Raw genomic sequence first — 24,839 nt, 5'->3', positions numbered from 1 at the left:
CCAGCCCACTTCCGATAAAATGCCGTGGTGTGTCGAAAATCCGCCACACGCCGAAGGCCACCACCGCGTTCCAGCCGCTGACCACCGACGCCGGCGCCTGAATCGCCCCTGGGAACCGCGCCCTGTGGGTACCGGCCGGCACCGCCCACTCCCCCCGCGCGCACGGCGACCTCGACCAACTGCGGCTCTACCACGCAGTGGTGCTGCTCAACGAGGGCGTCCCGGTCACCGCGGTCGCCCGCCGCTGTGGCTGGTCCTCGACCAGCGCCTTCATCGACGTCTTCCGCCGCGCCTTCGGGCACACGCCTGGTGCGCGCCTGCGCAGCTAGGAGCGGCGAGGAACGCGAGGAGGCGTAGACACCGCCGTCAGGCAGACATGCCCCGCTCTCCCCGCCGTCGCGGCAACCTCGCCTGCCGATGGGCGTCTGACGTTGTGAAGCCCCGTTCCGGAACCCGGGATCGCTGATCGGGAACCGAGGAGCGGGGCCCCGATTCCAGGTCAACCACCACCGTTGGAGGGCAACATGAGCGAGCGAGTTACGCATCCGGACACCGGTACGCACACAAGCCGTCGGGCGGCGGTCGCCTCGGCTGTCGTGGCCGTGCTGACCGGCGTGCTCGCGCCGTCGGCCGCGGCGGCACCGGTCCCGGGCACCGCCGATGCCCCGTCGGAAGGCGCGGTCGCCGTCCACGCGATGGCTTCCACGGCGCAGGACGAGTCGCGGGTGCGCGCCTACTGGACGCCCGAACGCATCGCCGCCCTGTCCACCCCGCTGTCTCACAAGCCTCCCTACGGTGCCGCGGACGGAGCCCCGTGGAAGGAGGGCGGCGCCCCGACGACCACCATGGGGCGGCTGTTCTTCACCGACCACGGGGAGGACGCGAGTTGCACCGCGACACTGGTCCACGGCGGGAACGGCGGCACGGTGGTGACCGCCGCGCACTGCCTCAACAACACCGACCTCATCGGCGAACACAACCAGTGGCAGGCCAACGCCCTGTTCGTCCCCGGCTACCGTGACGGCCGGGCCCCGTTGGGCACCTTCGTGGTCCATTGGGCGGTGCTCGACTCGACCTGGCTGAAGAACGACCAGATCGACGCCCGGTTCGACGCCCATGACCAGGCATTCGGCGTCGTCGGCCGGAACGCGCGCGGTCAGTCCCTGGAGGAGGCCGTCGGGACGGCCCAAGGCATCGCCTTCGACGTGTCCGGCGACCGCCAGGCCTACCAGTTCGGCTACCCCCGCGCTGCGTCGGACAGCGCCCGCGAGGGCCTGCCGGAGTACACGGGCCGGGCATTGGCCTACTGCCACGGGGCTCCCCTGCAGTACCCGGGGTCGAAGGATCGCCCCGAGCCCGCAGGGCAATGGGGACTGCCCTGCGTCATGGGCGGGGGAGCCAGCGGCGGCCCGCGCCTGGCGGACTTCTCCCCCACCACCGGACGCGGCACCGTGATCGGCGTCAACACGCATTCCGGACACCTGACCTCCAGCGGCGCGGAGTGCCCCGACGGCGGCGGGCCCAACTGCACGCGGTACCTGGTCGGGCCGCAGTTCACCACCGCCCTCACCAAGCCGCTCTACGACCGGGCCCAGAGCCTGCGCTGACAGCCGTACCCGCATGGCGCAGGGCACACCGGCGCGCGCCCCCGCGTCAACCGCGCGGGGTGCCCGTCACGGCCGCCCAGGGATGGGTGAAGCCGAGGGAGCCGTCGTCGTGGCGCGCCGGGCGCAGGCCGGTCGGTGCGCCGCCGGCGAGTTCCTCTTCGAACCAGGCCCGGATCCGGGCACCCACCGGGGCCGAAGCTGGTCGAGGGACGGCCGAGGGTGCCGGACCGGCAGGCGTTGTGCGGGATCTTGTTCGTGCTGCACACCGGCATCCAGTGGGAGTTCCTGCCGCAGGAGTTGGGCTTCGGTTCGGGCATGACCTGCTGGCGCCGGCTGGCCGCATGGAACGAGGCCGGGGTGTGGGACCAACTGCATGTGCCGCTGCTGAAGAAGCTGCGGTCGGCCGGGAAGCTGGACTGGTCCCGGGCGGTGATCGACTCCTCCCACGTGCGGGCGGCCCGAAGGGGCCCAAAAGCGGTCCCAGCCCGGTCGATCGCGCACGGCCGGGCAGCAAGTACCACGTCATCACCGACGCCCAGGGCATCCCCCTTACGGTGTCGCTGACCGGCGGCAATCGCAACGACGTCACCCAACTCCCGCCCCTGCTCGACAAGATCCCCGCCGTCGCCGGAGCGGTCGGCCGACCCCGGCACCACCCCGACGCACTGCTCGCCGACCGCGGCTACGACCACGACACGTACCGGCGCCTGCTACGACAGCGCGGCATCCGCCCCGTAATCGCGAGGCGAGGCCAGCCACACGGCTCCGGCCTGGGCATCTTCCGGTACGTCGTCGAACGAACCATCTCCTGGCCGCACGGCTACCGTCGCCAGCGCATCCGCTGGGAACGACGCGACGACATCCATGAAGCCTTCCACGGTCTCGCCACATGTCTCATCACCTACAGACACGTCCGACGCCTTTGTTAGGGCCTCATACTGATCGTTTCAGAATGAGGTTCGGAATCGTCTCAAGTAGATGATGCTGCAGGCGAGTTCGAGCAGGCCGAGATGAAGGTCGGCGCGTATCTCGTAGCGGATCCGGACTCGCGGGCCCAACCCGCCGGCCGCGGCACCCGGCATCGTCCGCCAGGCCGGCAGGCCGGCAGGCCGGCAGGCCGGCAGGCCGGCAGGCCGGCAGGCAGAAGTTGGTCATCTTCGAGCGCGCCCTGCGCCGGGCGCTGAAGGGCCGGTTGCCCGACCACTACACGGGTTTCGCGTTTGCCCGCGGCGCCGACGCCGACGAGGAGAAGGCCTCCAGCTGTGGGCCGCGGCCGAGTGCGCCGCCCACCCCCGCGCGCCTCGGCCCTGCTCCGGCTGCGTGCCCGGCCGGATCACAAGCCTGGCCGGACTGGCCTGGCCCCTGCACCGGCGGGCGCGGCCGGCCGCGCCCGCCGTTACGCCTCCTTGTGAGGAACGTCCAGCGTCGGCCAGGCCCGGGTGCCCAGGCTGCTCACCGAATCGCCGGTGTCCGCCGCGGCAGCAGCCGAAGCCGGAGGGGCGCGCCGGCGTCTCGCTGGTCCGTTTCAGGTCGGGCAACGCGTCTCGCCTGTGACGCGGTGTGAGGTGTCGCCGACCTTTCTCGTTTGAGGGTCATGGAGGTTGACGAGGCCTGGACCCATGTAAATCCGTACGGCCGGTTCGAGCTGGACATGAACAGCCGCCTCGATCTGGACCTGTCCATCCGGGCTACGGTGCCCGGCCCGCGGACTCCGCAGGACGAGGAAGCCGCGACCCCGGCGTGACAACCGGTTCCGGGCCGGCCTACCTCGTGAGGGGCTCCACTCCGAGGAGGGCTGCGGTTTTGGTGTAGACGGTCCGGGCAAGAGCGTCGTTCAGGGCCAGGTGTGAAGGGGTGTCCGGCTGGGACCCGCTGAAGAAGCCGCCGCTGGGGTGCGGTGCGGGCGAGGCGCTGGCGAGCCAGACAGGGGTTTGCACGCCTTCGTCCGGGGTGATGGCGAACGGGCGGAACAGCGGGGCGGTCAGCCGCATCAGACCGCCGGCGTTGCTGTTCATCGCGGTGCCCTTGACCATGCCGGGATTGGCGTTGTAGATGCTCATGCCGTCGGGGAGACGGTGTGCCAGTTCTCGTGCAGCCAGGAGGCTGACGAGTTTGCTCGTGGCGTAGACCTTGGGCTGGTTGTAGAAGCGCTTGCTCCACGATGTTCCCGCGACGTCCGGATTGGTGGCGTCGAGCTTGCCGCGCTTTTCCACGAACGAGGACATGTTGATGATCCGCGCTTCAAGCGTAAGTACTCCTTCGGCCAGGAGAGCGTGGGTGAGTAGGAACGGGGCGTGGTGGTTGAGCGCGTAGGTGCGTTCCACGCCGTCCGGCGTCTGCTCGTATCGGGGAAACGCCGCTCCTGCGTTGTTGATGAGGACGTTCACCGGGTGTCTGTCGGCAGCCAGTTTCGCTGCCAGTGTCTGCACCTGCGACCACTGTTGCAGGTCAGCGGTGTACGTCCTCGGCGGTGCGGCGTCGCTGCCCGCAGGGGCCAGGCCGCGCAGGCTGTCGGCGGCGGCCCGGGCGCGCGTCGCGTCCCGGCCGATGAGGACGACGCTGCGACCGGCCTTGATCAGGCGGCGCGCCATCACCAGGCCCAGGCCCGAGGCTCCGCCCGTGATGACCGTGGTCCCGCTGCTCATCACTGCTCCTTGTCCACGGTTTCCTCGACGCCGCCGGCCTGACCTGTCGGGTGGGGGTCGTCGACCACTTCACGGAGAAGCGTGTGCAGGCGCAGCCTGCTCTCGTGGTCGAGGCGGGCGAAGGGTGAGTACTCGGTGGTGCGCTGGATGACGCGATCGCGCAGCGCGCACCCCTCGGGGGTGAGCTGGATGACTTTCACGCGGCGGTCGGTGGGGTGGGGCAGGCGGCGGACCAGGCCGCGCTTCTCCAGCCGGTCAATCATCGACGTGGCGGTTGAGGCGTCGCACTGCAAGAGGTCGGCCAGACGGCGCGCGGTCATCTCGCGCCCGCGACTCAGCCTCCACAACGCGTCGGTCTGAGTGTCAGTCAGCCCCGCTTCCTGGGCCAGCTCCTTGAGCTCGGTATGCACCAGGGCGCGGATCGCGAACAGGTAGTCGTGAAGCTCTTCGGTCAGCTGCCGATCATCCATAACCGCACAGTACATGGATAATCCAATCATTGGAAAGTCCATGTATTTCATGGGGCTCTCTCGGTGCGACGGACTGGCCCGCCGCAACGCGGGCGTGGGCTTAACCGGCGCGGCTGTCGCCATCGCGGTGCTGTACTGGCTGTGGGTTCGCATCGGCTGCCGCTGCCGGGCACGGGATGATTCCGCCGAGGCGGAACACCTGGGCTGGGCTACCGATCAGCTCTCAGGTCCTCGAAGTGAGCGCTGCGATCGGGCGCAGGGTTGAAACCGTGCCAGATAGGCGAGGGTCGAGCCGCTCCTGGTGCTCAGATGCAGGCCGGCCGCGTCGGCGAGACGGTGCAGCGGGCCGAAGGGGATCCAGTGCCGGTCGAAGAACTCGCCCACGACCAGCCGTCCTGCGGGGGTGAGCACCCGTACTGCCTCATCGAGCACCCGTTGTGGTTCCGGGATCTCGCCCAGTGCGGTCACCAGATACATGGCGTCGAAGGTGTCGTCGTCGAAGGGCAGCTCGCGGGCATCCGCATGGGTGGGCACGATGTTGGGTACTGCGCGCTGCCCCGCGCGGTGCATCACGTGGCGGAGCATCTCGGGTTGGATGTCGAGGATGTCGAGCTGCCCGTGGGGCCCGAGTTGCGGTGCGATGTGCAGCGACTGCAGTCCGGTGCCGGGCCCCACTTCGAGGATCCGCTCGCCCGGGCTCGGGGTGAGCACCGCGTCGAGCCGGGCGGATGTGAGGAACGGCAACGGCAGTTCCAGCAGGCTGCGTTGGGCGTAGGGGTACGGCGCCTTGTCGCCGAACCACCAGGCGCCTGCGGCGGCAGCGGCACTGAGGGCGCAGGCCCAGCGCAGGCGCGGTGCGGTCAGGACAGCAGAGCCCATGGTGTTCTCCAGTTCTGTGGTATCCGTGGTTGCAGCCCGGGTCGGTGTGGCGGGTTTCATGGGGTGCGGGGCAGCGCTCGAACCGCCAGGCGGACGCATACCGCTGCGAGCGGAAGTTCTGTGAACAACGCCATGACCAGCGCCGCGCGCAGTTCGCTCCCGCTGGCCGCGGTCATCGTGTCGAGCCAGGCGTCGACGGTGAGCAGGGCGGCCGTCGCGGCGGCGGCCGGTGCCAGTCGCCGATCCCCGCGGGTGGCCAGCAGACCTGTGGTGATCAGGCCGACCGCCTCCAGCGCGTCCAGACCCACCCAGGCGGCGGACCAGTGCGAGGCACGGAAGGTGGTCGGCAGGCTGGTGGCCAACACGACGAGCCATGGCAGCAGCGCCACCCCGCAGCCGGCCAGGACAAGACCCCGCCGTCGGCCTGGAAGGCGGTCCGGACGACGGCGCTGCGGGCTGGGGAGCGATCCCGTGCGCGGGCCGTGCGGCCTGTGTATGCCGCGCTCGGCGTCCGGCTCCGGGAACAGTTCGATGATTTCCTGCATGCCCTTCAGCCTGGGCCGCACAGCGATCACAGTCAGTAATGCCGGGTGCCGTTCTCAGGGTGGTGCCAGCTTCACCATCGATCCGGATGCACGGTTCATGGCATAGCCCTCACCTGGCGTTTTACTGTCGAGCCATGACGATTCCCCGGGCGCTGCGGCGCAGAGTTGTTCGGCTCCGGCGGGACACCGGTTTCTTGGCGGCCGGGATTCCGCTGCACCTTGCGCTGGTGCCGTTGTGGAGCTGGATGGCGACCGCGAAGCCGAGTGCGTGGCCGGTGCTCCCGCTCCCGTTTGTGCTGATCTTGCTCGGTGTGCTTGTGCTCACCGCTGTGCAGCGAGGCCGTTACCGGGTGCTGCTGGGAGTGGAGATCCTCCGGCTGCCGGCCGCGCGCGAGCAAGGGTGGCTGAGGCGCGCTCTGCGGTGGCTATCCGTGGCCCAGACCTGGCGGCAGGCCGGATACCACCTGCTTGTCGGTCCGCTGCTGGCTGTGGTGGAGCTGGGGGTGCTCGCTGCGTGGGTCGCGGGCCTTGCCGGCGTCACCGTCAACGGGTGGGCCTGGATGTTGCCGGTCCAGGTTCGTCTGGACTATGTCGACTACGCGACCCAAGCGGTGTACTACACCGCGGCCGGCGTGCTGCTGCTGTGCGCCGCATCCTGGCTGACCGGGCCGGTGACCCGCGCCGAGACCCGGATCGCGCTCGCGCTGCTCGGGACCAGCCGCTCCCAGCAGCTTCAGCAGCGTGTCGAGCGCCTATCCGAGAGCCGCACCGACCTGATCGACGCCGTCGACACCGAACGCCGGCGCATCGAACGCGACCTGCACGACGGCACCCAGCAGCGCTTGGTCTCCCTCGCGGTCAACCTGGGCCTGGCCAAGGCCACCCTCACCAACCTGCCGGACGAGGCCCGCACCGTGATCGACGAGGCGCACCGCGAGGCGAAGGAGGCCATCGCCGAACTCAACGACCTGGTGCGCGGCCTGCACCCGGCCGTCCTCGAAGACCGCGGGCTGGACGCGGCGCTGTCCGGGCTGGCCGCCCGGATACCGATCCCGGTACGGCTGCGAGTCGACCTTGAGGAGCGAGCGGCGCCCACCGTGGAGTCGGTCGCCTACTTCGTGGTCTCCGAGGCGCTCACCAACGTCACCAAGCACGCCCGCGCCACCCGCGTGGACGTCACTGTCAAACAGATCGGGAGAATGCTGCGCGTGAACATCACCGACGACGGGATCGGCGGCGCCGACACCTCCACCGGCAGCGGACTGAGCGGGCTGGCCAAACGGGTCGGTTCCGTCGACGGCACCTTCCACATCAGCAGTCCGGTCGGGGGCCCGACCACCATCGCCGTGGAGCTGCCATGCGGGCCGTGATCGCCGAGGACTCACTGCTGCTGCGCGTCGGGCTCGTCAAGGTCCTGGAAATGGCCGGCTTCGAGATCGCCGCCGAAGTCGGCGACGCCGAAGCCCTGCTTGCGGCCGTCGAGGAACACCGGCCCGGGCTGGCCCTGGTCGATGTCCGCATGCCACCCGGCTTCACCGACGAAGGCGTGCGCGCCGCGCTGATGATCCGTAAGCAATGGCCGCAGACCGCGGTGGTACTGCTCTCGCAGTACGTCGAGGAGCGGTATGCGGCCGACCTGCTGACGGCCAACACCAGCGGCGTCGGCTATCTGCTCAAGCAACGCGTCGCCGACGTGGAGGAGTTCGTGGCTTCCGTTCGGCGGGTTGCAGCCGGGGGCACGGCACTGGATCCACAGGTGGTCGCCCAGTTGCTCGTGCGCCGCCGCAGTGACCCGCTCGATCCGCTGACGCCACGCGAACGGGAGGTACTCGCCCTGATGGCCGAGGGACGCTCCAACACCGGGATCGCCGAGGCCCTGGTCGTCAGCGACAGCGCAGTGGCCAAGCACATCAACAACATCCTCGCCAAACTCGACCTGCCCACAGCCGACGCCGACCACCGGCGCGTTCTCGCCGTCCTGAGATTCCTCGGCGCTTCCCCGACCTAAGCGACCCGCCGCCCGCACCCCTACCGCCGTTCGGCCCAACAGACCGGCAAGCCAACAAACGACGTCTCGCGGACACCGAGCCACGTGGAAAGCGGTCCCGCGGGTGGCTCTCGTTCTCATTGCCCGGTGGCTGCGAAACACCCTGTCGAAAACAGCGCCACACCCATTCCCCCTCCTCACGGCCAGGCCCACCCGGCACACCTCACCAACGATCCGGTCGCCCGGAGGCGACGCCAAGACCGTCTCAGCCCGGCCGCCCCAGCCGCCCCGGCCGGGGCGGCACGCTGCGCGGCGATCTCACGGTCCAACTCCCGGCCGACCGACCACGGAGGAACCCTGATGGCCACGGTCCTCGAAGGCGCGTGCCGCACAGGGCCCCGTTTCCGTACAGGGCCCTGGCCGTGTCGCAGTCGCGTTTGTAGTCGATCCAGCAGCGGACGCCGAGTTCCCGCAGCACCGTCAGGACGCGCCGCAGGTCGTCGAGGCCGCGGTATTCCCGGGTGTAGCCGCACGCCCGGGTGAAGTCCATGAGCACCTTGGACTGGGTTCCGAGGCAGCACTCGATCGTGGCGCCCCGGATCTGCTCCCACCTCTCCTGGTCGAGGCCCTTGGGCATCCACTTGCCGTTGACCCGGATACCGAACTCGTCCAGTCCCTCATCCAGCCGCTCGGGAGCGCGGACACGGTCGGTCCACCGCCTGAGCGGTCCGCACTGCGCCAGAGCTGGCGCGGCTCCCGGAGCGCCAGGTGCCGCGCCAGCCGTTCACGTCGCGGCGGGGCCAGAATCCTCGCCCGGGTTTGTGTCCTGCTCCGTGGAGGCTGGTGGGGTGCTGGTGTTCTCCGGTCCGTCGTCGACGTCGGTGCTGCTCGCGGTAGCCGGGGCGGTCGGAGCTGTGGTGCGGTCGTCGAGGGTGATGGTGACAGGGTTACCGCTGGAGGAGAGGCCGGTCAGGCTCTCCTCGATCCGCTCGTACACGGTGGTGGCGAGTTCCCTGTCACCGTCTCCGTCGTTGGCGGTGTGCTTGATGGAGTGCAGGCTGATCAGCAGGGAAATCAGCGAGCGGCCAGAAAGCGCGGCCCGGATCCGCTGCTCTCCTTCGTCGGCGACCTGCGGCGGCACACGGAAGTGCGGGTGCCGGCCGGCGTGCGCGGTGATGAATTCCCACATGTCGCGGTGGCACAGCAGGCTGGCGGACGAAACTCGGGCCGCCGTCTTGAGCAGGGCACTGTGCTCCTTGCTCACCTCGGCGACCGCGGTCTCAGCGATGGAGTCGGGCTGGGGCTGCAGCTCCTCCACGGCGGCGCGCAGGCCTGAGATCTCCCGCTGCAAGGCAGCGTGTTGCGATCGGGCTTCCTCCAGGGCCGTGCCAAGTTCCCTCTTGATCTCCTCGGCCGCTTCCCGCAGCCGGTCTGACTCGTCTTGCTCGTCGTCGGCCGGGCCGTCGCCTTTGCTGTTCGAGCTCATGAGCGGGGTGAGTACGGGGAGGAGTTCCTCGGTGAGGATCTCGCGGACGGCCTGGCGGACCGCGTCGACCGACACCGTTGAGCTGGGCGAGGACGCCTGCTCGGCGGCGCGTTGCGCCGGGATCGTGGAGCGGATGGCGGCTTCGTCCAGTGGCCCGTCGGGTTCAGTGCGGGTGGCAAGTGGTGCAGGTGAGGGACGGCGATCGGTAGCAGACGCCTCCTGGACAGCCGAAGAAGGGGAAGACGGGTGTGGGACGGGCGGGACGAGGCCCGCGAGGACGACACCGACTTCCCGCAGTTCGGCGCGCAACTGGGTGACGGCGTCGTCGACGGCAGTGTTGAGGGCTTCTCCGTTGGAGTTGAGCCTGTTGTAGACGTCGCGGAAGTTCGCGCGCATCCGGCCGAGCTCCTCGACGACTTCCTTGGTCGTCTTGTCGTGGGCGTCCCGGTCGGCCGACTCCAGCTTCTCGACGCTCTTTTCGAGCGCGTCCCGGATGTTCTTGTCCGTGTTCGTGACGGTGGTGTGGAGCATCGTCAGGGTGGTGGTGAGGTCCGGGTTCGGCTGGCGGGCCATCATCCCCCATTTCATCGCGTTCGGTAGTCGAGCAAGTTCGCTGCGTATGCTGCCCTGGGGTGGGCTCCCACACGGGAGAACCGGATCAACTGGCTGAAGAACAATGGTTGTTCAGGATCGATCCGGCCAGGACGAGAGCACGCGCAAGCGAGTGTGCGAGGCCGTCGTAACAGCGTTCGCCACGGCCCAACGCGTGGCGGCTCTACACAGCGGCGACAGGCCGAGGGACGAACAGCCCGGCTACCAGTGCCAGGCCGGACCTGCACACGGCGATACGCCAGGGCGCGTCCCGGTCCGTGCCCGTCAAGGGGGAGCCGTGCACGCCACGGCCTACCGGGCGCGCTGCCGGGCCTGCGCCGACGCGGCGAGCGAGGTGTACCGGGCAATCGCCGACGCGCCGCCCGGCGAGCAACTCGTGGTGGTGAGCCCCCTGCCGTGCGTGCAGATCAGCCTCGCCGCCGCGCCCCTGCTGGACGTGGGCCGAGACGAGGACACCGCTCGGTGGCCGGCCACCGTGGCACGGGAGCGGCGAGACGTCCGGCGTCGACCTGGCCCGGGTCGCGCTGCGGGCTGTGAGGGAGACGGCGCGCAAGAACGGCGGCGGCCGGAAGGTGAAGCCGTGGGTGGTCCGATGGTGCGCCGCGACGGCCGGGAGCCGATACGGCTCGGGGCCGTGATCGGCGTGCTGGTGACCGAGCGAGCCTGGGAGCCCCCGGCCGGCGGCGCGACGCTGCGCGAGTGGTGGGCGGCCATCGCCCCGAGCTCGCCGGACACGTCGCGGCGATCGGCTTCGACACGGACTCCGGGCGGCTGACCGTGTGTCCGGAGTCGTCGGCCTGGGCGACGAAGACCCGGCTGGAGCAGACTCGCATCGTCGCGACCGCCAACGAGTCTGCGGGCCGGACGGTCGTCCGTACCCTGCGGATCCTGCCGCCCGGCACGGCGCCGGCGCCCGAGCCGGCCGACGTCGATCCGGAGCCCGCGGCCGCGCCCGCCGGGCCGCCGCGTACCCGGGAGACCGCCTGGCACGGCTACCGCCGTGCGCTCGCCGCGCATCAGGAGGCCGCGCCGCCGGCGCAGGTGGACCCGCACATCGCGGAGGCGTGCTGTCTCACGCTTCGTCAGGGGCTTCGAGAGCAACGATCGAGTCGAGGCGGATCGACACCGCGAGCGGCTCCCCACCGGAGCCCCCGAGAGGAGAAATGCTCCGACCACGTCTTCGTCGTGAAGGAATCGCAGGGCGAGCGGTCGCTGCACGGCATGGCCCTGGAGAGTCTGGACGGCACGCGCGCGCTGTCCGATGCGCCGGCCGAGGAGCGAGCGGACCGGTGATGGGTGGGGCAAGCGGGGCAGGGGACGTCGAGTTCGCTGAGGACGGCGGGTGGGGTGCGGTCGCGGGTGTGGGCGCGGTCGCCGTACTGCCGGTCAAGGTCGCACCGGAGACAGGTGGTGACGGAGTGCCCGGCCCGGCTCGGCCGACCGCGCCCTACGGCAGATCCCGGCGCATCAGGTCGGCGTACGTCTCGCGGCGCACCACGGCGCGGTGCGCGCCGTCGCGGACGAAGACCACCGGCGGGCGGCGCGCGCCGTTGTAGTTGTTGCTCAGCGCATAGGTGTAGGCGCCGGTGACGGGCACGGCGATCAGATCCCCGACGCGCGGGTCCGCCAGCGGGACGCCGGCGCTGAGGGTGTCGCCGGACTCGCAGTGCCGGCCCACCAGGTGGCACAGTTCGCCCCCGCCGGTCGGGCGGTCGGCGACGGCGGCCTCGAAGCGCTGCTGGTACAGGGAGACTTCGAGGTTGTCGCCCATGCCGCCGTCGACGGCGACGAAGGTGTGGCCGCCGCCGCGCTTGACGGAGACGATCCGGTACAGCGAGACGCCGGACTCGGCGACCATCGAGCGGCCCGGCTCGATGAGGATGCGGGCGTCGGCGGGCAGCAGGCGTCGGGCCACGTTGGTGACGGCGTCGAGGTACGCCTCCACCGTGGGCGGCCGGTCGGCGTAGGTGTAGCGGGAGCCGAGGCCGCCGCCCAGGTCGTAGACGGCGAACTCGCCGAGTTCGGCGACCGCCTCGACGGCCTGCGCGAAGGGTGCGAGGTCCAGGATCTGCGACCCGACGTGCACATGGACGCCGTCAAGCCGCAGCCGGTCGCTGCCGCGCAGCCGCGCGATCGCCTCCCGGGCCTGCGGCAGGGGCAGACCGAACTTGGAGCCGTTCTGGCCGGTGGACACGGCCTCGTGCGTGTCGGGGCGGATGCCGGGGGTGATCCGGACCAGTACACCCTGCTCCGCGGTGGTGCCGGCGAGGATCTTCTCCAGCCGGTCGATGTCGTCGAAGTTGTCGATGACGACCGTCCCGGCGCCGGCCTCGACGGCGAGGCGCAGCTCGTCCTCGGTCTTGGCGTTGCCGTGGACGACCAGGCCGGCCGGGTCCGCGCCTGCGGCGAGTGCAAGGGTCAGTTCGCCGCCCCCGGCCACGTCGATGCCGAGGCCCTCCTCCGCGAGCAGCCGGATGACGGCGGTGCAGGGGAAGGCCTTGGAGGCGAAGACGACGCGGGAGTTGGGCCAGCGGGCGGCCAGGCCGTCGGCGTACCGGCGGGCGCGGGTGCGGACCGACGCCTCGTCGAGGATCAGCGCGGGAGTGCCGTAGGACGCGGTGAGCTCGGCCGCCGGTACGCCGCCGATCACCAGTCCGCCACTCCCGTCCCGGGTGGTCCCGGGCGGGAACAGCCCAAGCAGTTCCCGGTCCGCCTGCGTCTGCACCGTTGCCATCTGTGCTCCTTTTGCCACTGATCCATCCCGATCTCCTGCCATGCTCCCGCTCAAGCCACTCCGGATCTTCGTTGACATCGTCAATACGGGACTCCCAAACTTGACGTCCACAACAGTCCTTCGAGCCAGGGGTGCACCATGCGGGAGTCCGGCACGCGGGGGCACCTGCCCGTCCGTCAGCTCGTGGACAACATCGGCCCGGCGCTGCTGCGCCTGGTCCAGGAGGGGACCGGCAGCGGCGGGTCGCTCACCGATGTCGCCATCCACGCCCCGGGCGCGCCGACGCAGTTCGGACCTGGCTGCGTGGTGCTGGGGGTCGGCGTGACCACGGAGGCTGAGCTGCGCGAGCTGACCGCCGCCATGCGGCAGGCCGGCGCGGAGGTGCTGGCGGTGAAGGCCCCGGTGCCGCCGTCGGCCGACGACAAGTTGGCGATCATCGAGGTCAACCGGGACGCGTCCTGGATGCATGTGGCGACGACCGTCCGTGAGCAGCTGCTCGAGTACGCGAGGACGCGCGTGCGCTCGGCCGGTAGCGGCGCGGAGCTGTTCGCCCTGGCGAACGCGGTCTACGAGGCCGTCGGGGCCCCGGTCACCATCGAGGACCGCTTCTCCGCGCTGGTCGCCTGGTCGGAGGGGCAGGACCGGACCGACTCCGAGCGGATCGAGACGATCCTGGGGCGGGCCGTGCACCAGCGGACGCTCGCAGAACAGGATGAGCGCCAGGAGTTCGAGCGGCTCCATGCCAGCACCGAACCGGTGTACATGGAGCCGACCGGGGCGGACCAGCTGGCCAGGGTGGCGATCGCGGTCCGCGCCGGTGCGGACGTCCTCGGCTACATCTGGGCCGCCGTCACCGGGCCGCTCGACGAGGCGGCCATGGCCAGGCTCCGCGAGTACGCTCCCGTGGTCGCGCTGCAACTGGTCGGCCTGCGTACGGAGACCAGTTACGCCCGCCGCCAGCGCGGCGAGCTGGCCGCCGCGGTACTCGGCGGGGCGGCCGACCCGGTGGAGGCGAGCCGGCTGCAGTTGGGTTCCGGTCCGGTCTGCGTCCTTGCCGCGGCCCCGCGGCTGGCCGTGAGCACGGGATCCGACGCGCTGGACGCCGCCGGGCTGCGCCGGTTCGCGGACACGCTGGAGTATTTCCTGGCGGCCGTGCACCCCCGTTCGGCGCTGGTGGCGGGCACCGGAGCGGTGTACGTACTGGCTGCCTGGCCGCCGGAACACGCCACGGCCCTGGAGTCGGCCGTCGCCCTGGCCCGCGACTTCCTCGCACGGACCCCACTGGCCGGTGACTACGTGGTCGCCGTCGGCGGCCCGGCCGAATCGATGGGCCGGATCGCCGACGTACGGACGCAGGCGGACGCGGCGCTGCGGGCGCTGCGACACCCTGCCGTCCGCGGGCCGGCCGTGCGCACCGTGCAGGACATGGCCCTGTCCGTGCTGCTGCTGCACCTCGCCGACGCGACCGAGACGCTCGGCCTGCCGGACACCAGTGGCGCGCTGCACCGGCTGCGCCAGGAAGAGGGCCACGACGGTCCGCTGGCGGCGACCCTGGCCGCCTATCTCGCCGCCGCGGGAGCCACTGACACCGCGGCAGAGGCCCTGCACATCCACCCCAACACCATGCGCTACCGGCTGCGCCGTATCCGCGAGGTCTCCGGTCTTGACTTCACCGATGCCGACGCCATGCTGCTCGCGCACCTCCAACTCCGGGTGCGCGAGCTGCGGACGGGCGCTTCCTAATCTGCCGGAGGCTCCCGGAACGACCGCGTGTAGCGGCACCCGTCCAGGTCGACCCAGAGCGCCGCGCCGTTCAGGGCGGGGCCGGACGTCAGGCGCTCCGGCAGTCGGGGGTCGGCTCCGATGCGGTACGTCCCGTCGTCGAGCGGGACCAGTTCCGGTTCGTCGCAGGGAGCTTCCACGCCGGTCGCGGCGATCATGTGCAGTCGTCCCGCCCGCTGCACGATGCTGAAGCTGGGATACCAGGGGGTGTAGCTCCGGTAGTGACCTGCGAGTACATGCGGGGGAGCGGTCGGCGCGGCGGGGCCGGGGCCCAGTGACTCGGGTCCGTAGTGCCAGCGTCCGTCCAGGGAGTGGTGGTAGGCGGACCATCTCGGGTGATCGCACACCAGCCGCCCGTCCCCCGTGTCGTACAGCCTGCCGGTCGCCCCGTCCGAGGTGAGCGAGAGACGGTCGTTCCCGGTGGCCTCGACGCGGATCCGACGTGGCGTCGTTCCGTGGGTCCCGACGTAGCGCCGGGCATCGGGGATCCGCTCCGGGTCGAACAACGACGGGTCCGCCGGGGCTCCCTGGACGACGGCGAGCACATGGCGGGCGAAGCGGTCGATGATCTGGCACTCGCCGGGTGCGTTGGTCAGCACGGCGACACCGTGCCCGCCGTCGGTGTCGGCGGCGAGGTACGAGCGGTATCCGACCATCCCGCCGGCGTGCGTCAGCCAGGTGCAGCCGTCGATCGATTCGACGTCCACGCCGAGCGCGTAACCGGAACTGACCGCGTCGCCAGACGCCGTGACGATCTCTCGGAAGCGTTCCGGCTCGATGATCCTGCTGCCGTCCAGGATGCCCCGGCCCAGCAGCAGGCGGGCGAACCGGCCCAGGTCGGAAGCGGTGGCAAGGACGTTCCCATCGGCCGCCGAGTACTCGAAGAAGCCGGACGGCGCGAGCGGGGCCGACGGCAGCGGCGGGCGGTCGTCGCGCAGGAACCGGTACCCGGTGGCGAGTTCGGCGATGTCCTCGTGAGTGATCCGCGCCGCCGAGTTGCGCATGCCCAGGGGCCGCAGCAGACGTCCGGCCATGGCGTCCGCCAGCGATTCCCCTGTCACCTGCTCGACGATCAACCCCAGCAGGTTGTAGCCCTCGTTGGAGTAGTGGAACAGCTCACCCGGTTCGGCCCAGGTCCGCGCATCGCGCAGCGCGTAGCCGCGTGCGGCGGCATCGGGCAGCGCGTCGGCCCCGGCCACCAGGCCGGAGGTGTGCTGAAGGAGGTGCCGGACGGTGATTGCGCGGGAGCCGCTGTTCGGGGCGAACCAGGGCAGGTGGTCGGCGACCGCCGCGTCGAGGTCCACCTTCCCCTCGTCGGCCAGGATGCCGAGCAGGCAGGCGGTGAAGGTCTTGCTGATGGAACCGATCTCGAATCGCGTACGACGGGAGACCGGCGCCCCGGACTCCGCGTTCGCGAATCCCGCGGTGACGAACGCGGACTCGCCGGTCCTGTCGACGACGCTGATCGCGATTCCCGGCACCGGCCACCAGGCCCGCAACCGTTCCGTAAGCCCGGAGAGCATCTCTTGCACGTCCATCAGGCGCCTGCCTTCTTCGTACCGAATCCCGCGAACCGGTCCGGACCCAGCTCGATCCGGGAGGTGTCGATCTCCGCGTCCGGCCGGTCGCCTTTGACGAACCGCAGGGACAACGGGTACAGCAGCACGGCAAGGAGCGCCACCGCGAGACTGGTGACGAACGTCGCGGTCTCGTTGACCGCCGTACTCCACGCCAGGTACACGACCATCGCTGTGGGCACTACGACGACCAGGACCGCGCCGGGCCGGCCGCCGGGGACGCGAACCGGCCGGAGCATCTGCGGATACCTCCAGCGGAGGACCAGGAAGGCCACGAATTCCAGCAGGATCGAGGACAGCGTGAGCAGCACCGTGGCCCTCAGGATCGAGTCGAATTCGACGGCGGAGAGCACGATGACGACGGTAGTGCTCGCCAGCAGCGCACCCACCGGAGTGTTGAACCGTCTGCTGTCCCGGGCCATCCAGCGCGGCATGTACGCGTCCGCGGCGAGCGCCCTCGGAACCCGGGTGCTCGTCAGCAGGATCGCCATGAACAGGCCCGCCAGGGAGAGCGCCGACCCCAGGGAGATCAGTACCTTCAGCCAGATTCCGCCCAGCAAGCCGCCGACCACGGTGAAGTCGCCTTCGGCCCAGTCGGCGGGCGAACCGTGGTGCAGCCCGCTGCCGATCGCGGCGATGGTGGGCAGCAGATAGGCGGTGATGATCAGCGGAACCGAGATGAGCAGGGCCCGGGTGTACGTCCGGTGCGCGTCGGCGACCTCGCCAAGGACGGTGCTCGGGCTGTCGAAGCCGAGGTACAGCCACACGATCACGCTCAGCGCGCCGGCCACCGACTCGTGGACGCCCTGACCCGGCACCATGAAGGGCGAGACGACATCGATGCTGTTGGCGATCGCATGCCAGATGCCGAGTACGGCCAGCACCGCGAATGGCGCGAGGATCAGCAGCATCATCCCGACCGAGTACTCACTCACCGCCTTGGAGCCGCGGTAGTTCAGGTACGCCATCGGGACGATGAGGGCGACGGCGACGATCCAGTGCAGGTCCACGACGAAGCCGCCGTCGAACAGGTCCACGATGACGAGGCCCTTCCCGCGGGCGATGCCCGGGACCCAGGTGGCCAGGTAGTCGACCAGCAGGATCGGGTAGAGGGTGAGGTTCAGCACCGCCCCGATCGAATTCCAGGCCCCGAACACGAATGCCGCACCTCTGCCGAGCGCGATCTTCGTCCAGTAGTAGTAGCCGCCGTTGACCGGTATCGCGGCACTCAACTCCGCTGCCACCAGCGCGTTCGGCACGCCGAAGACCACCGGCACCAGGACGATCATCAGCAGGGTCATGCCCGGACCAGCGCTGGAGAGCGAGGCTTCGAGCCCGAAGGGTCCTCCGGACACCGTGAAGAAGAAGATTCCGACCAGGGACAGCACACCGAGCGAGCGTTTACCCGCCCCGGGTGCCGGCCGCGTGATTTCCAACGGGATCGGTTCAGTCATCCTGGGCTCCACTCTCCGGCCGTGCCTGGTCGGCACAACGTAAGGGGGTGTCACCGGGGCCGTCCTGGTCGTACGCGCCAAAGCCACGGTCCGTCGGTTGTCGCTGCCACCAACGCCGGACCGATCCACCCGGAACACGACGAAACCCCGGGCGGCGAGGCCACCCAGGGCCTCTGACGGGAACGGGAGCGAGCCGGTGACGTACGGCAGCGTCATCCATGACCCCGCCGGGCGCTGGGACAGCGACCTCCCGCTCGACCGCGAGCTCAGCGAGCGGCTGGCCACGGTGGTGCTGGGCTGGCGGCGGGACGATGGCACCGTCCCGCCGCAGGGAGCCGAGCACGGGCGACATGCCGATGGCCACGGGCGAGGTGCCCACCGGCCCGCACACGAGGCGCTCGTGAGCCTTAACCGCGTGATCCTCAACTTCAGCGCTGGTGCTCCCGAAGTCACCGGAGAGTGGGCGATGCAGGAGACGGCTCGTACGACGTTCCGTCGGTGGATCGGGCTCTAGGGCAGCGGCACGGCCACCATCCGCATGGAGGCGGAAGACGACGACGGCAGCACCGTCGTCGTGGACACCTGGCCGGCGGCTTCTACTTGATCAGGCGTGCTTCAGCGGTGCCGTACCACTGGCGCCTGGAGTTCGCCCCGACCCCGCGCCTGATCACCTGCGAGCTGGACGCCGGCCGGTACGCCGAAACGGCGACTGTCCTGCCGGGCACGGTGACCCTCGTCGAGAAGCCGTTCCCCTTCGACATCGCCCCGGCCGGTCTGGCCCAGCCGCAGCATAGAAAGTGAACCCTCACCCTCTCCAGGAGATCGGCGGGCCGAACCCGACGTGCTGCACGATGTGTTCGGGCACGGGGTCCACTTGTCCTCGCCACGCATCGCCGAGCTGTGGCGGACGTGCTCGACCTGCACCCGATCCAGGCCAGCGCGCCAGACATCCAGGAAGCGCTGCCCCAGCAGCCGCTGGGCCCGCTGACCCCGGCATGCAGCCGGCCGACCTTCAGCAGATCGCCCTGCAGCTGACCGGGGCAGCCCGGGCGGTCGCCGGTGCTGTCCGCCGAGCCGCCGACCGTTGGCCCACGAACCACCGGGCCCGGGTCCTGAGTGACGTCGTCGTCGAGGAGAGCGAGCGCCACCTGGCCGCCTCCCCGGAGGGCACCGTGCGCTGCGTCCAGGACCGGGCACGCCTGGTCCGCGCCCTGTACGAGCGCCTGGGCCGCCTCGACAACGCCGGCCCTGTCAGGGCCCTTTGATCCCCGCGCATCCGGGCGCGACCACGGGTCCCCGGATGCGCGGCGCTGCACCACGGCCGGCCCGCCTGGCCGGACGCACCGCTCAAGAACGAGAGGGGCACCACCGTGAGCACACTCATCCAGCCCGAGGCCGTCGCGGCCCGAGCCCGGCAGATCCTCGACACTGGCAGGCCGACGAGGAGTGGACCCGCCTGCGGAGCAGCTGCGCGAAGTACAGCTCGGATTGGACCGACTGCTACGGCTACCCGATCATCCACGCCTACGGCGCCGTCGCCGACGCGCCCGCGCTGTTCACCGAGACCACCCGCGTCCTGGCCCTCAAGAGCGCGATGTACGAGCTGACGGACGGCGACGACCTACGAGCAGGGGCGGGTGCTTCGTCCAGGGAGTCGAGGAGTTGACCGAAGGTGATCTTCTCGTCGTCGTAGTCGAAGGTCATGGCCGCGGCGAGGGCCTCCCACCGTCCCGTGCTGCGTCCGCAGTGGTCCAGCCGGAGCCGGAGAGGATCTCACCGGTGGCGGGGGATTCGAGCCAGGCATGCAGGACGGTCGCGGGGTCGGGGTGCTTGCCGAGTTCGTCGTCGTTCAGCGGCCGCACCACACCGTCGTCCTCGCCTTCGGGTAGCGGGACGGCGGCCGCCGCGGCCAGGAACCAGTCGGGGCCGCCGGCCTTCTCGGCGATCCAGGCCAGTTCGGCGGGGTGCAGCCCGCTCAGGACGTCCGCGACGGCGGTGTGCGGTTGTTGGTGAGGGCGGACAGGGCCTGGACCCGGCGGCGCTCGTAAGCGCCGTACCGCCGTGGCCGTGTCTGAACTCGGTCGCGACGACGTGTCATTCCGGGGCACTGGGGGGACTTGCCCGGTATGGGTCGAGGGCGGCCGCACGTTCGTGGTAGGGGATGCGGGACAGGCGCGAGACCATCGCCCACATGTCACGTTCTGCGGCGAGAGTGCGGGGAAGGTCGAGGCCGAGGGAGTCGGCGAGGGGTTTGCGGCCGGTGTTGACCAGGGCGCGCACGGCCGCCGCCCACTCGTCGGTCGCGGTGACCGCCGAGCGGTACCAGACGGGGACAAGGGCAGCGAGTACGGCGATCGTACTCACGGCGAGCGGAGTGTCCGGCCGGTCAGTGACCAGGGCGAGCGCGGCCAGGGCGCACACGACGATGTGGCCGAAGAGCAAGGCGACGAAGAAGTCAACACTGGCGCGGGCGAGATCGACCTGACGGCGGACCTGATCGGGTACGCAGCCGGTCAGCTCGTTCCACAGGAGCTGTGTGTCGAGACGGTACCGGTCCCAGCCATATTCCTCGAAACGGCGGATCGCGTTGCCGAGCCGCGTGGGTGCTATCTGGTCATCGGCAATGGGAAAACGGCCCAGGCGCTCCTGGAGCAGTGCGCGTTGGACCGCGGTACGGCGGCGGCGGTCCTGGCCAGCCACGCGGGCGATACGAGGCTGAGCCAAGAGCCGGGCAAGCTGTTCGCTCGCCTCCGGCTGTAGGGCACCCTCTTCGCGATGACGGCGCTCCAGACGCAGCACCGTCAGCCGGTTGGCGAGGTGGTCCTTGACCCGGCGACTGCGGCGGCAGCCCGCGTCGTAGGCGCGGGCTGGCCACAGCAGGTAGCCCTCCAGGAGGCGGTAGAGCGAGTTCTGGCAGGCGTTGGCGACGAGCCCGAGGAGGAGCGTGCCGGTCAGCATGGCCAGGCCGGTGGGGACAGCAACGGCGTAGCGCAGCCGGTCGAACGCGCTGAGGCCCCGCAAGCTCGGGGCGACGGCGAGGTGAAAGACGGCCAGGTTGAGGGCGGTGGGCAGGATCCAGCCCACCAGGAGAGTCCAGGCTCCGCCCAGCGCCCCCTTGGCGATGTCACCCATCGGTTTCGGGCCACTCGTCGTCGTCCGAGCCGGGGCTGGGGCCGGGTGGGGTGTGGCCTGTGGGGGCATCGCGCGGGCCGGCGCCGGACGGCATGGGGCGGATGGGGGTCTCCCGGGACGAGTCCTGCACGGCGTCGTCGAGCAATACCGCGACAGCCCCCGCCGATGCGAGTCGGCCGAGAAAAGCTTGCTCTGCCGTGAAACCCACACGCAGCCTGTGGAGACGACTGGGCGAAATCCCCCCGTATCGGGTGATCTCCTCTTCGGTATCCGCCAGTTCCGCGTCGAGCGCCATGAGGCCGTCGGTGGCCATGAGCCTTGCGAGATCGCCGCGCAGTTCCCGGATAGCAGAGAGGAGTTCGAGCGCAGCCGGGTTCTGTGTGCCTGAGCCGGCCGAGCCAACCACAGTGTTATGGTCGCCGATCGCGACGGCGCCCGACACGCTTCCGATGCGAATGGACCGGTTCTCTTCCGACCCGTCCCCTTCGAAGCTGTCGCGCTCTTCGGATCCGCCCTCCGGACGCTCCCCTTCTGATGACATCAAGGCTCCCCGTGCTCAATGGGCTTGTTCAGCCGCCCGCACCGCTGGTGCTGATGGAACGGATCCAAGCGCACGAGGAGTTACTCGAGCAACCGGGCGGGCGAGATCACCATCACCCAGCTACTCGACTACATCGCCACCTACAACGTCGGCACCACCACGTTCCACACGCTCCCCGTCGTCGCCTGGAACGACGACGGGGAGCCGCTCGTCGTCGGCGACCGAGGTCTCGTCACCGCTTGGAGCCTGACCGGCTACCGCGGCATCGCCCAGACGGACTCCGTGCCCATCGTCGCGGCGGTGCCACTGAGGGGCTGGCCAGCTACCGGCTCGGGAAGTCGGCGGACGAGCTGAAGCTGGCGTCGGGAGTCGGCGCCTCCTGAGCCCACGCGGCAGCGCACCGGGTTCGGCCGGGGCGCTGCCGCGTCCGGTCTCTGGCTCCAGCCGGCCGACTGGCTCGGGTGCAGTCATTGCTAAGTAGCTGTGCACTCAGTGCTAACGACCTGATCGATGCGCCCCGGCATTCTAAAGAACGTCTATGCAGACCCCTCTCCAAAACACCTGAGTCGTGACGGCGCGGGGTAAGCGCTGTGCCTGCGGTGTGGGAGCGGGGGAAAGAGAAGGAGCGTCCTTTATACGAATTCGAAACAGGCTGGGTTCATTGGTCGGTGCGATAGCCATAGCGAGCCTGGCGTTCACGGCGGCAGGGACCGGGCCGGCAAGCGCGAGCCCACACACCCCAGTCATCAAGGGCGCTTCCGCTACGGCCACGTGCCACGTCCAGGCCCGGGAAAGCGTGAAGATCCGCGTGTCCAAGAAGGTCGGCGCTACCGCTCTCGGCCTGCTCCCCAAAGGCGAGGCAGCGAAGCGGTCCTGCGACAATTTCGAAAAGGGAGAGTCCCACCACCTCTGCGGCACCACCTCGTCGTATTGGTTTTTCGTCGACTACAAGGGCATCAAGGGATACGTTCCGAGCGCGTGCGTGGAAGCCGTCGCGTAGTCACTAGCCAGCCAAACAGTGGTTTGCGCACCTGACCGGCCAAGGTGCAACAGAACGGGGAGTGCCATGGGCAAAATACTGCACATCAAGACGCTGACGTGCGACGAGCAGGAGGACTGGACGGGCTACGACAGGATCGTGCTCTACGTGAACGGCGAAGCCGTCAACGGGGCGGCGTTCAAGACACACCAAGGGCGCTTCATGGGCGATAAGGTCCCGTTCAAGCACGAGGCCGTCGTCAAGCTCGTGGAGATCGACGACCTCGACCCTGATGACGTCTTGGGCGTCCACACGATCCGCAGCGGCTCCAGCATCGTCGAGTTCGCGCGGGGTGATGCGCGCTACCGGATGTCCTACGAGGTCCTGCAGGGCTGACCCTCCACCACGCCACGGGCGCCCGCCCCGATGTCCTCGGGACGGGCGCCGTCGTGTGCAAGCGCGGTGGCACTGGCGAGCGCAGACCTGGACTGAAGGGCCCGGCCAGCACCTTCGGCATCGCGCGGAGGTGGCCCGGGCGGCGTCATGGCGGGTGCCGGACGGGTGTTGCCCCGACCTCGACCGCCGGGAGGGCCGGGACGGCGATCCAGCCGGGGTGCCGCCTGCCTCTTCCTGGCGACCGTGGTCATGATGTTGCGGGACGATATCTCTCAACGCGCCCCCGGTGAGGGCGTTTGCGCGCAGAGCGGTACCCGGCCGACCGTGAACAGGGGACACCGGGCTGCGCGCCGCACTCTGGACAGTGGGTCCACGCGACCACGGCATGTCGGTTGAGTGGCTGCCGTACAGGAACGGCATCGCTCGGGGTGCCGCCGCGTGGTTCGCGGGCGTCTTCGGGGGCCCGGGAGTCATGGCGTGCGGGTGGCTGGGCAGCAGCGCTGTCATCGACTGCGGTGGGCCGGATGCTGCGCACGTTTGTGTGTGCACGATGCGCGAGTCTCCCAGTGCTGCAGGTGCGTGGTCTGCTTCTCCGTCCGCGTCGACGGTCCAGCGCATCGCTGGTGGTACGCGGCCTCCCGGCAGGACGGCGGTGTCGAAAGCGGCCCATCCGCCGCTTCAGCGGGGGTACTGCTGGACCAGGCGTCCGCAGTCCCGGCAGCGGCCCGTACGGCCACGCTCCGTGGACGCGGACGACGTGCTGGCGGGGAGGCTACGTCTGACCGGGGGTCAGTCGACGTTGCCGCCGATCGGGCCGACCTGGATGTCCTTGGGGCTGCTGTTGGAGCCGTCCGTCACGGCGAGGTTGATCTGCGGTTGCCGCACGGTCAGTTGGTGGGTGTCGTTCGGCGGGGTGACCGTCAGGCTGGTCACGTCGACGCCGGTGCCGCCGCTGTTGTTGTAGGGGGTCATCAGCTGGAAGGTGGTCGACTGGCCGGGCGAGAGGGTGACCGAGACGGGGGAGGTGTCGCTTCGCGCGGCGCTGTCCGAGCCGCCGCCCTGGAAGTTCAGGTCGACCCCCGGGAAGCCGTGCATGCTGCAGCTGCTGGAGCCGTTGTTGGTCAGTCGGACGGTGGTGAGCACCTCGGCGCCGCCGGTCGTCTTGCTGCTCGCGCGGACGCCGCTGAGGTCGGACGCGTGGCATATCGAGCCGCCGCCGCTGCCGCTGGTGGCCTGCGTGCTGCCGCCGCCCGAACCGGAGCCCGAGCCGCCGGCCTGGGCTTGGGGGGACCCGCCGGTCGCCTGGCCGTTCGTACCGGCGGCCGCGCTGGCGCTCGCCGAGGCGCCGCCGCTGGCGCTCGCGCTGCCCGAGGTCGAGCCGTCGCTGTTGCAGGCGGTGAGCGACAGGCCGGCCGCGACGGCGACGACGGCGATGGCGGCGGACTTGTGGATTCGCAAGGGATTCTCCCGGAGTTGACGCGGCATCAGTTCTCTGTGATCTCTTACGTCGGATCTACACGCGGCCCGGGCGGGCCCGGTTGCCAACTGGTAAGAGGTCTTTACGTGGTTGATATCACGTCGCCGACCTGCAACCTTCCACCGGGGAGGGCATCCGCGATGCCTCACCGGCTCGCCGCACAACCCCAGCGGCCCATCCGCCGGATCTTCACCGGCCGAGCACAGTTCACTGAGTTTGTAGGTGTGTTGTCGCTGGGTGCTGACGGCAGGTAGTCCTCGCCCCGGGAATCCGGGACGCAGGCCGACGTACCTCAGCCGACTGCGCTGCGCGACGCGGCCTGAGCAGACCAGCACCCCGGGAGCGGCCCGCACCGGCGAGAGGGGAGGAGCGCCCTTTCAGGGGCGGCGGGCGAGGACGTCGTCGATGCGGGAGGTGCCGGCGACCCCGTCATCGACCAACCACGGCTCGGCCTGCTCTTTCGGGGCCCGGACTCGCACCGCCGGCACCACGTCGATCCAGTTCGGTGGCGTTGCGTGTGGAGAGAGCCAGCACAC

27 protein-coding genes and 2 pseudogenes are annotated in these 24,839 nt (G+C 70.2%); 14 read left to right on the top strand and 15 right to left on the bottom strand.

Features of this window, described 5'->3' with window-relative positions; all coding sequences use genetic code 11:
• Positions 1-176 precede the first annotated feature (176 nt).
• Together ABD385_RS41530 and ABD385_RS38870 are read left to right on the top strand one after the other, a co-directional pair.
• A pseudogene (locus ABD385_RS41530) lies at positions 177-329 on the top strand (helix-turn-helix domain-containing protein); the annotation flags it as partial.
• 195 nt (positions 330-524) lie between these two features.
• Positions 525-1,607 carry a trypsin-like serine peptidase gene (locus tag ABD385_RS38870; protein ID WP_344584698.1) on the top strand — a complete coding sequence of 361 codons (1,083 nt, stop codon included), beginning with the start codon at positions 525-527 and terminating at the stop codon, positions 1,605-1,607.
• A gap of 46 nt (positions 1,608-1,653) precedes the next feature.
• On the opposite strand, the gene ABD385_RS38865 is transcribed toward ABD385_RS38870, so the two are convergent.
• Positions 1,654-1,794 carry a hypothetical protein gene (locus ABD385_RS38865; RefSeq protein ID WP_344584707.1) on the bottom strand — a complete coding sequence of 47 codons (141 nt, stop codon included), beginning with the start codon at positions 1,792-1,794 and terminating at the stop codon, positions 1,654-1,656.
• Between ABD385_RS38865 and ABD385_RS38860 the strand changes: the two genes are divergently transcribed.
• Positions 1,743-2,536 (top strand): IS5 family transposase gene (locus ABD385_RS38860; protein ID WP_344584696.1). Its coding sequence is split into 2 segments (ribosomal slippage): positions 1,743-2,070 and positions 2,070-2,536, totalling 795 coding nucleotides; the frame shifts between segments, so codons are not numbered across the junction. The two genes, ABD385_RS38865 and ABD385_RS38860, sit on opposite strands and share 52 nt — an antisense overlap.
• 18 nt (positions 2,537-2,554) lie before the next feature.
• Here the strand turns inward: ABD385_RS38860 and ABD385_RS38855 are convergent.
• A pseudogene (locus ABD385_RS38855) lies at positions 2,555-2,656 on the bottom strand (IS5/IS1182 family transposase); the annotation flags it as partial.
• A gap of 545 nt (positions 2,657-3,201) precedes the next feature.
• On the opposite strand from ABD385_RS38855, the gene ABD385_RS38850 reads away from it, so the two are divergent.
• On the top strand, positions 3,202-3,351 hold the full coding sequence (locus tag ABD385_RS38850) for a hypothetical protein (RefSeq protein WP_344584695.1): 150 nt from the start codon (positions 3,202-3,204) through the stop codon (positions 3,349-3,351).
• A gap of 19 nt (positions 3,352-3,370) precedes the next feature.
• Here the strand turns inward: ABD385_RS38850 and ABD385_RS38845 are convergent, their stop codons facing one another.
• The 4 genes from ABD385_RS38845 to ABD385_RS38830 form a co-directional block, all read right to left on the bottom strand.
• Complete coding sequence (locus ABD385_RS38845; RefSeq protein WP_344584693.1) at positions 3,371-4,252, bottom strand: SDR family NAD(P)-dependent oxidoreductase; 882 nt, start codon at positions 4,250-4,252, stop codon at positions 3,371-3,373.
• Entirely contained in the window at positions 4,252-4,722 is a 471-nt protein-coding gene (locus tag ABD385_RS38840) for a MarR family winged helix-turn-helix transcriptional regulator (protein WP_344584691.1), read from the bottom strand. The genes ABD385_RS38845 and ABD385_RS38840 overlap by 1 nt, the downstream gene beginning before the upstream one ends.
• Before the next feature lie 216 nt (positions 4,723-4,938).
• Entirely contained in the window at positions 4,939-5,601 is a 663-nt protein-coding gene (locus ABD385_RS38835; protein WP_344584690.1) for a class I SAM-dependent methyltransferase, read from the bottom strand.
• A 56-nt stretch (positions 5,602-5,657) separates the two neighbouring features.
• Entirely contained in the window at positions 5,658-6,146 is a 489-nt protein-coding gene (locus ABD385_RS38830; RefSeq protein ID WP_344584688.1) for a hypothetical protein, read from the bottom strand.
• A 245-nt stretch (positions 6,147-6,391) separates the two neighbouring features.
• Here ABD385_RS38830 and ABD385_RS38825 point away from each other — a divergent pair, with 245 nt between their 5' ends.
• Positions 6,392-7,516: a sensor histidine kinase gene (locus ABD385_RS38825; protein WP_344584706.1), complete on the top strand. Its 1,125-nt coding sequence runs from the start codon at positions 6,392-6,394 to the stop codon at positions 7,514-7,516.
• Positions 7,504-8,154 carry a response regulator gene (locus tag ABD385_RS38820; RefSeq protein ID WP_344584687.1) on the top strand — a complete coding sequence of 217 codons (651 nt, stop codon included), beginning with the start codon at positions 7,504-7,506 and terminating at the stop codon, positions 8,152-8,154. Before ABD385_RS38825 ends, ABD385_RS38820 begins: the two co-directional genes overlap by 13 nt.
• Before the next feature lie 244 nt (positions 8,155-8,398).
• Here ABD385_RS38820 and ABD385_RS38815 read toward each other — a convergent pair whose 3' ends face one another.
• Positions 8,399-8,770, bottom strand: coding sequence for a putative phosphothreonine lyase domain-containing protein (locus ABD385_RS38815; RefSeq protein WP_344584684.1), 372 nt, complete (start codon positions 8,768-8,770; stop codon positions 8,399-8,401).
• Positions 8,771-8,917: 147 nt separating this feature from the next.
• Positions 8,918-10,207: a hypothetical protein gene (locus ABD385_RS38810; RefSeq protein ID WP_344584682.1), complete on the bottom strand. Its 1,290-nt coding sequence runs from the start codon at positions 10,205-10,207 to the stop codon at positions 8,918-8,920.
• A 723-nt stretch (positions 10,208-10,930) separates the two neighbouring features.
• Here ABD385_RS38810 and ABD385_RS38805 point away from each other — a divergent pair.
• A complete protein-coding gene (locus tag ABD385_RS38805; protein ID WP_344584680.1) occupies positions 10,931-11,524 on the top strand; it encodes a DciA family protein in 594 nt (197 codons plus the stop codon).
• A 154-nt stretch (positions 11,525-11,678) separates the two neighbouring features.
• Here ABD385_RS38805 and lysA read toward each other — a convergent pair whose 3' ends face one another.
• Entirely contained in the window at positions 11,679-12,965 is a 1,287-nt protein-coding gene (gene lysA / locus ABD385_RS38800) for a diaminopimelate decarboxylase (protein ID WP_344584678.1), read from the bottom strand.
• A 138-nt stretch (positions 12,966-13,103) separates the two neighbouring features.
• Here lysA and ABD385_RS38795 point away from each other — a divergent pair, with 138 nt between their 5' ends.
• Entirely contained in the window at positions 13,104-14,708 is a 1,605-nt protein-coding gene (locus ABD385_RS38795) for a PucR family transcriptional regulator (protein WP_344584677.1), read from the top strand.
• Here the strand turns inward: ABD385_RS38795 and ABD385_RS38790 are convergent.
• Both ABD385_RS38790 and ABD385_RS38785 read right to left on the bottom strand, forming a co-directional pair.
• Positions 14,705-16,285: a serine hydrolase domain-containing protein gene (locus tag ABD385_RS38790; protein WP_344584675.1), complete on the bottom strand. Its 1,581-nt coding sequence runs from the start codon at positions 16,283-16,285 to the stop codon at positions 14,705-14,707. The genes ABD385_RS38795 and ABD385_RS38790 overlap by 4 nt on opposite strands.
• Entirely contained in the window at positions 16,285-17,778 is a 1,494-nt protein-coding gene (locus ABD385_RS38785; RefSeq protein ID WP_344584673.1) for an APC family permease, read from the bottom strand. The genes ABD385_RS38790 and ABD385_RS38785 overlap by 1 nt, the downstream gene beginning before the upstream one ends.
• A 196-nt stretch (positions 17,779-17,974) precedes the next feature.
• Here ABD385_RS38785 and ABD385_RS38780 point away from each other — a divergent pair, with 196 nt between their 5' ends.
• From ABD385_RS38780 to ABD385_RS38765, 4 genes are all read left to right on the top strand, one after another.
• Positions 17,975-18,292: a hypothetical protein gene (locus ABD385_RS38780; protein ID WP_344584671.1), complete on the top strand. Its 318-nt coding sequence runs from the start codon at positions 17,975-17,977 to the stop codon at positions 18,290-18,292.
• A 107-nt stretch (positions 18,293-18,399) separates the two neighbouring features.
• A complete protein-coding gene (locus ABD385_RS38775) occupies positions 18,400-18,579 on the top strand; it encodes a hypothetical protein (protein ID WP_344584669.1) in 180 nt (59 codons plus the stop codon).
• Between the two features lie 194 nt (positions 18,580-18,773).
• On the top strand, positions 18,774-19,043 hold the full coding sequence (locus ABD385_RS38770; RefSeq protein ID WP_344584667.1) for a hypothetical protein: 270 nt from the start codon (positions 18,774-18,776) through the stop codon (positions 19,041-19,043).
• 35 nt (positions 19,044-19,078) lie between these two features.
• Positions 19,079-19,444 (top strand): hypothetical protein, encoded by a 366-nt coding sequence (locus ABD385_RS38765; protein WP_344584665.1) that lies wholly within the window; start codon positions 19,079-19,081, stop codon positions 19,442-19,444.
• A 34-nt stretch (positions 19,445-19,478) separates the two neighbouring features.
• Here ABD385_RS38765 and ABD385_RS38760 read toward each other — a convergent pair whose 3' ends face one another.
• From ABD385_RS38760 to ABD385_RS38750, 3 genes are read right to left on the bottom strand one after another with little or no spacing between them, the layout of a single operon-like run.
• Complete coding sequence (locus ABD385_RS38760; RefSeq protein ID WP_344584663.1) at positions 19,479-19,886, bottom strand: hypothetical protein; 408 nt, start codon at positions 19,884-19,886, stop codon at positions 19,479-19,481.
• Entirely contained in the window at positions 19,873-20,910 is a 1,038-nt protein-coding gene (locus ABD385_RS38755; protein ID WP_344584661.1) for a hypothetical protein, read from the bottom strand. Before ABD385_RS38755 ends, ABD385_RS38760 begins: the two co-directional genes overlap by 14 nt.
• Positions 20,903-21,451 (bottom strand): hypothetical protein, encoded by a 549-nt coding sequence (locus tag ABD385_RS38750; RefSeq protein ID WP_344584659.1) that lies wholly within the window; start codon positions 21,449-21,451, stop codon positions 20,903-20,905. The genes ABD385_RS38755 and ABD385_RS38750 overlap by 8 nt, the downstream gene beginning before the upstream one ends.
• An 808-nt stretch (positions 21,452-22,259) precedes the next feature.
• Here ABD385_RS38750 and ABD385_RS38745 point away from each other — a divergent pair.
• Both ABD385_RS38745 and ABD385_RS38740 read left to right on the top strand, forming a co-directional pair.
• Positions 22,260-22,451: an SH3 domain-containing protein gene (locus tag ABD385_RS38745; RefSeq protein WP_344584657.1), complete on the top strand. Its 192-nt coding sequence runs from the start codon at positions 22,260-22,262 to the stop codon at positions 22,449-22,451.
• A gap of 66 nt (positions 22,452-22,517) precedes the next feature.
• Positions 22,518-22,826, top strand: a complete 309-nt coding sequence (locus tag ABD385_RS38740; protein ID WP_344584655.1) for a transthyretin-like family protein — start codon at positions 22,518-22,520, stop codon at positions 22,824-22,826.
• Positions 22,827-23,615: 789 nt separating this feature from the next.
• Here the strand turns inward: ABD385_RS38740 and ABD385_RS38735 are convergent.
• On the bottom strand, positions 23,616-24,284 hold the full coding sequence (locus ABD385_RS38735) for a DUF4232 domain-containing protein (RefSeq protein WP_344584654.1): 669 nt from the start codon (positions 24,282-24,284) through the stop codon (positions 23,616-23,618).
• Between the last annotated feature and the right edge of the window lie 555 nt (positions 24,285-24,839).

This window comes from Streptomyces lunalinharesii (genome assembly GCF_039532155.1).
Taxonomy (GTDB): Bacteria; Actinomycetota; Actinomycetes; order Streptomycetales; family Streptomycetaceae; genus Streptomyces; species Streptomyces lunalinharesii.
Note: the sequence above shows the minus strand (reverse complement) of the source record. Positions and strands in the feature narration are given on the sequence as shown.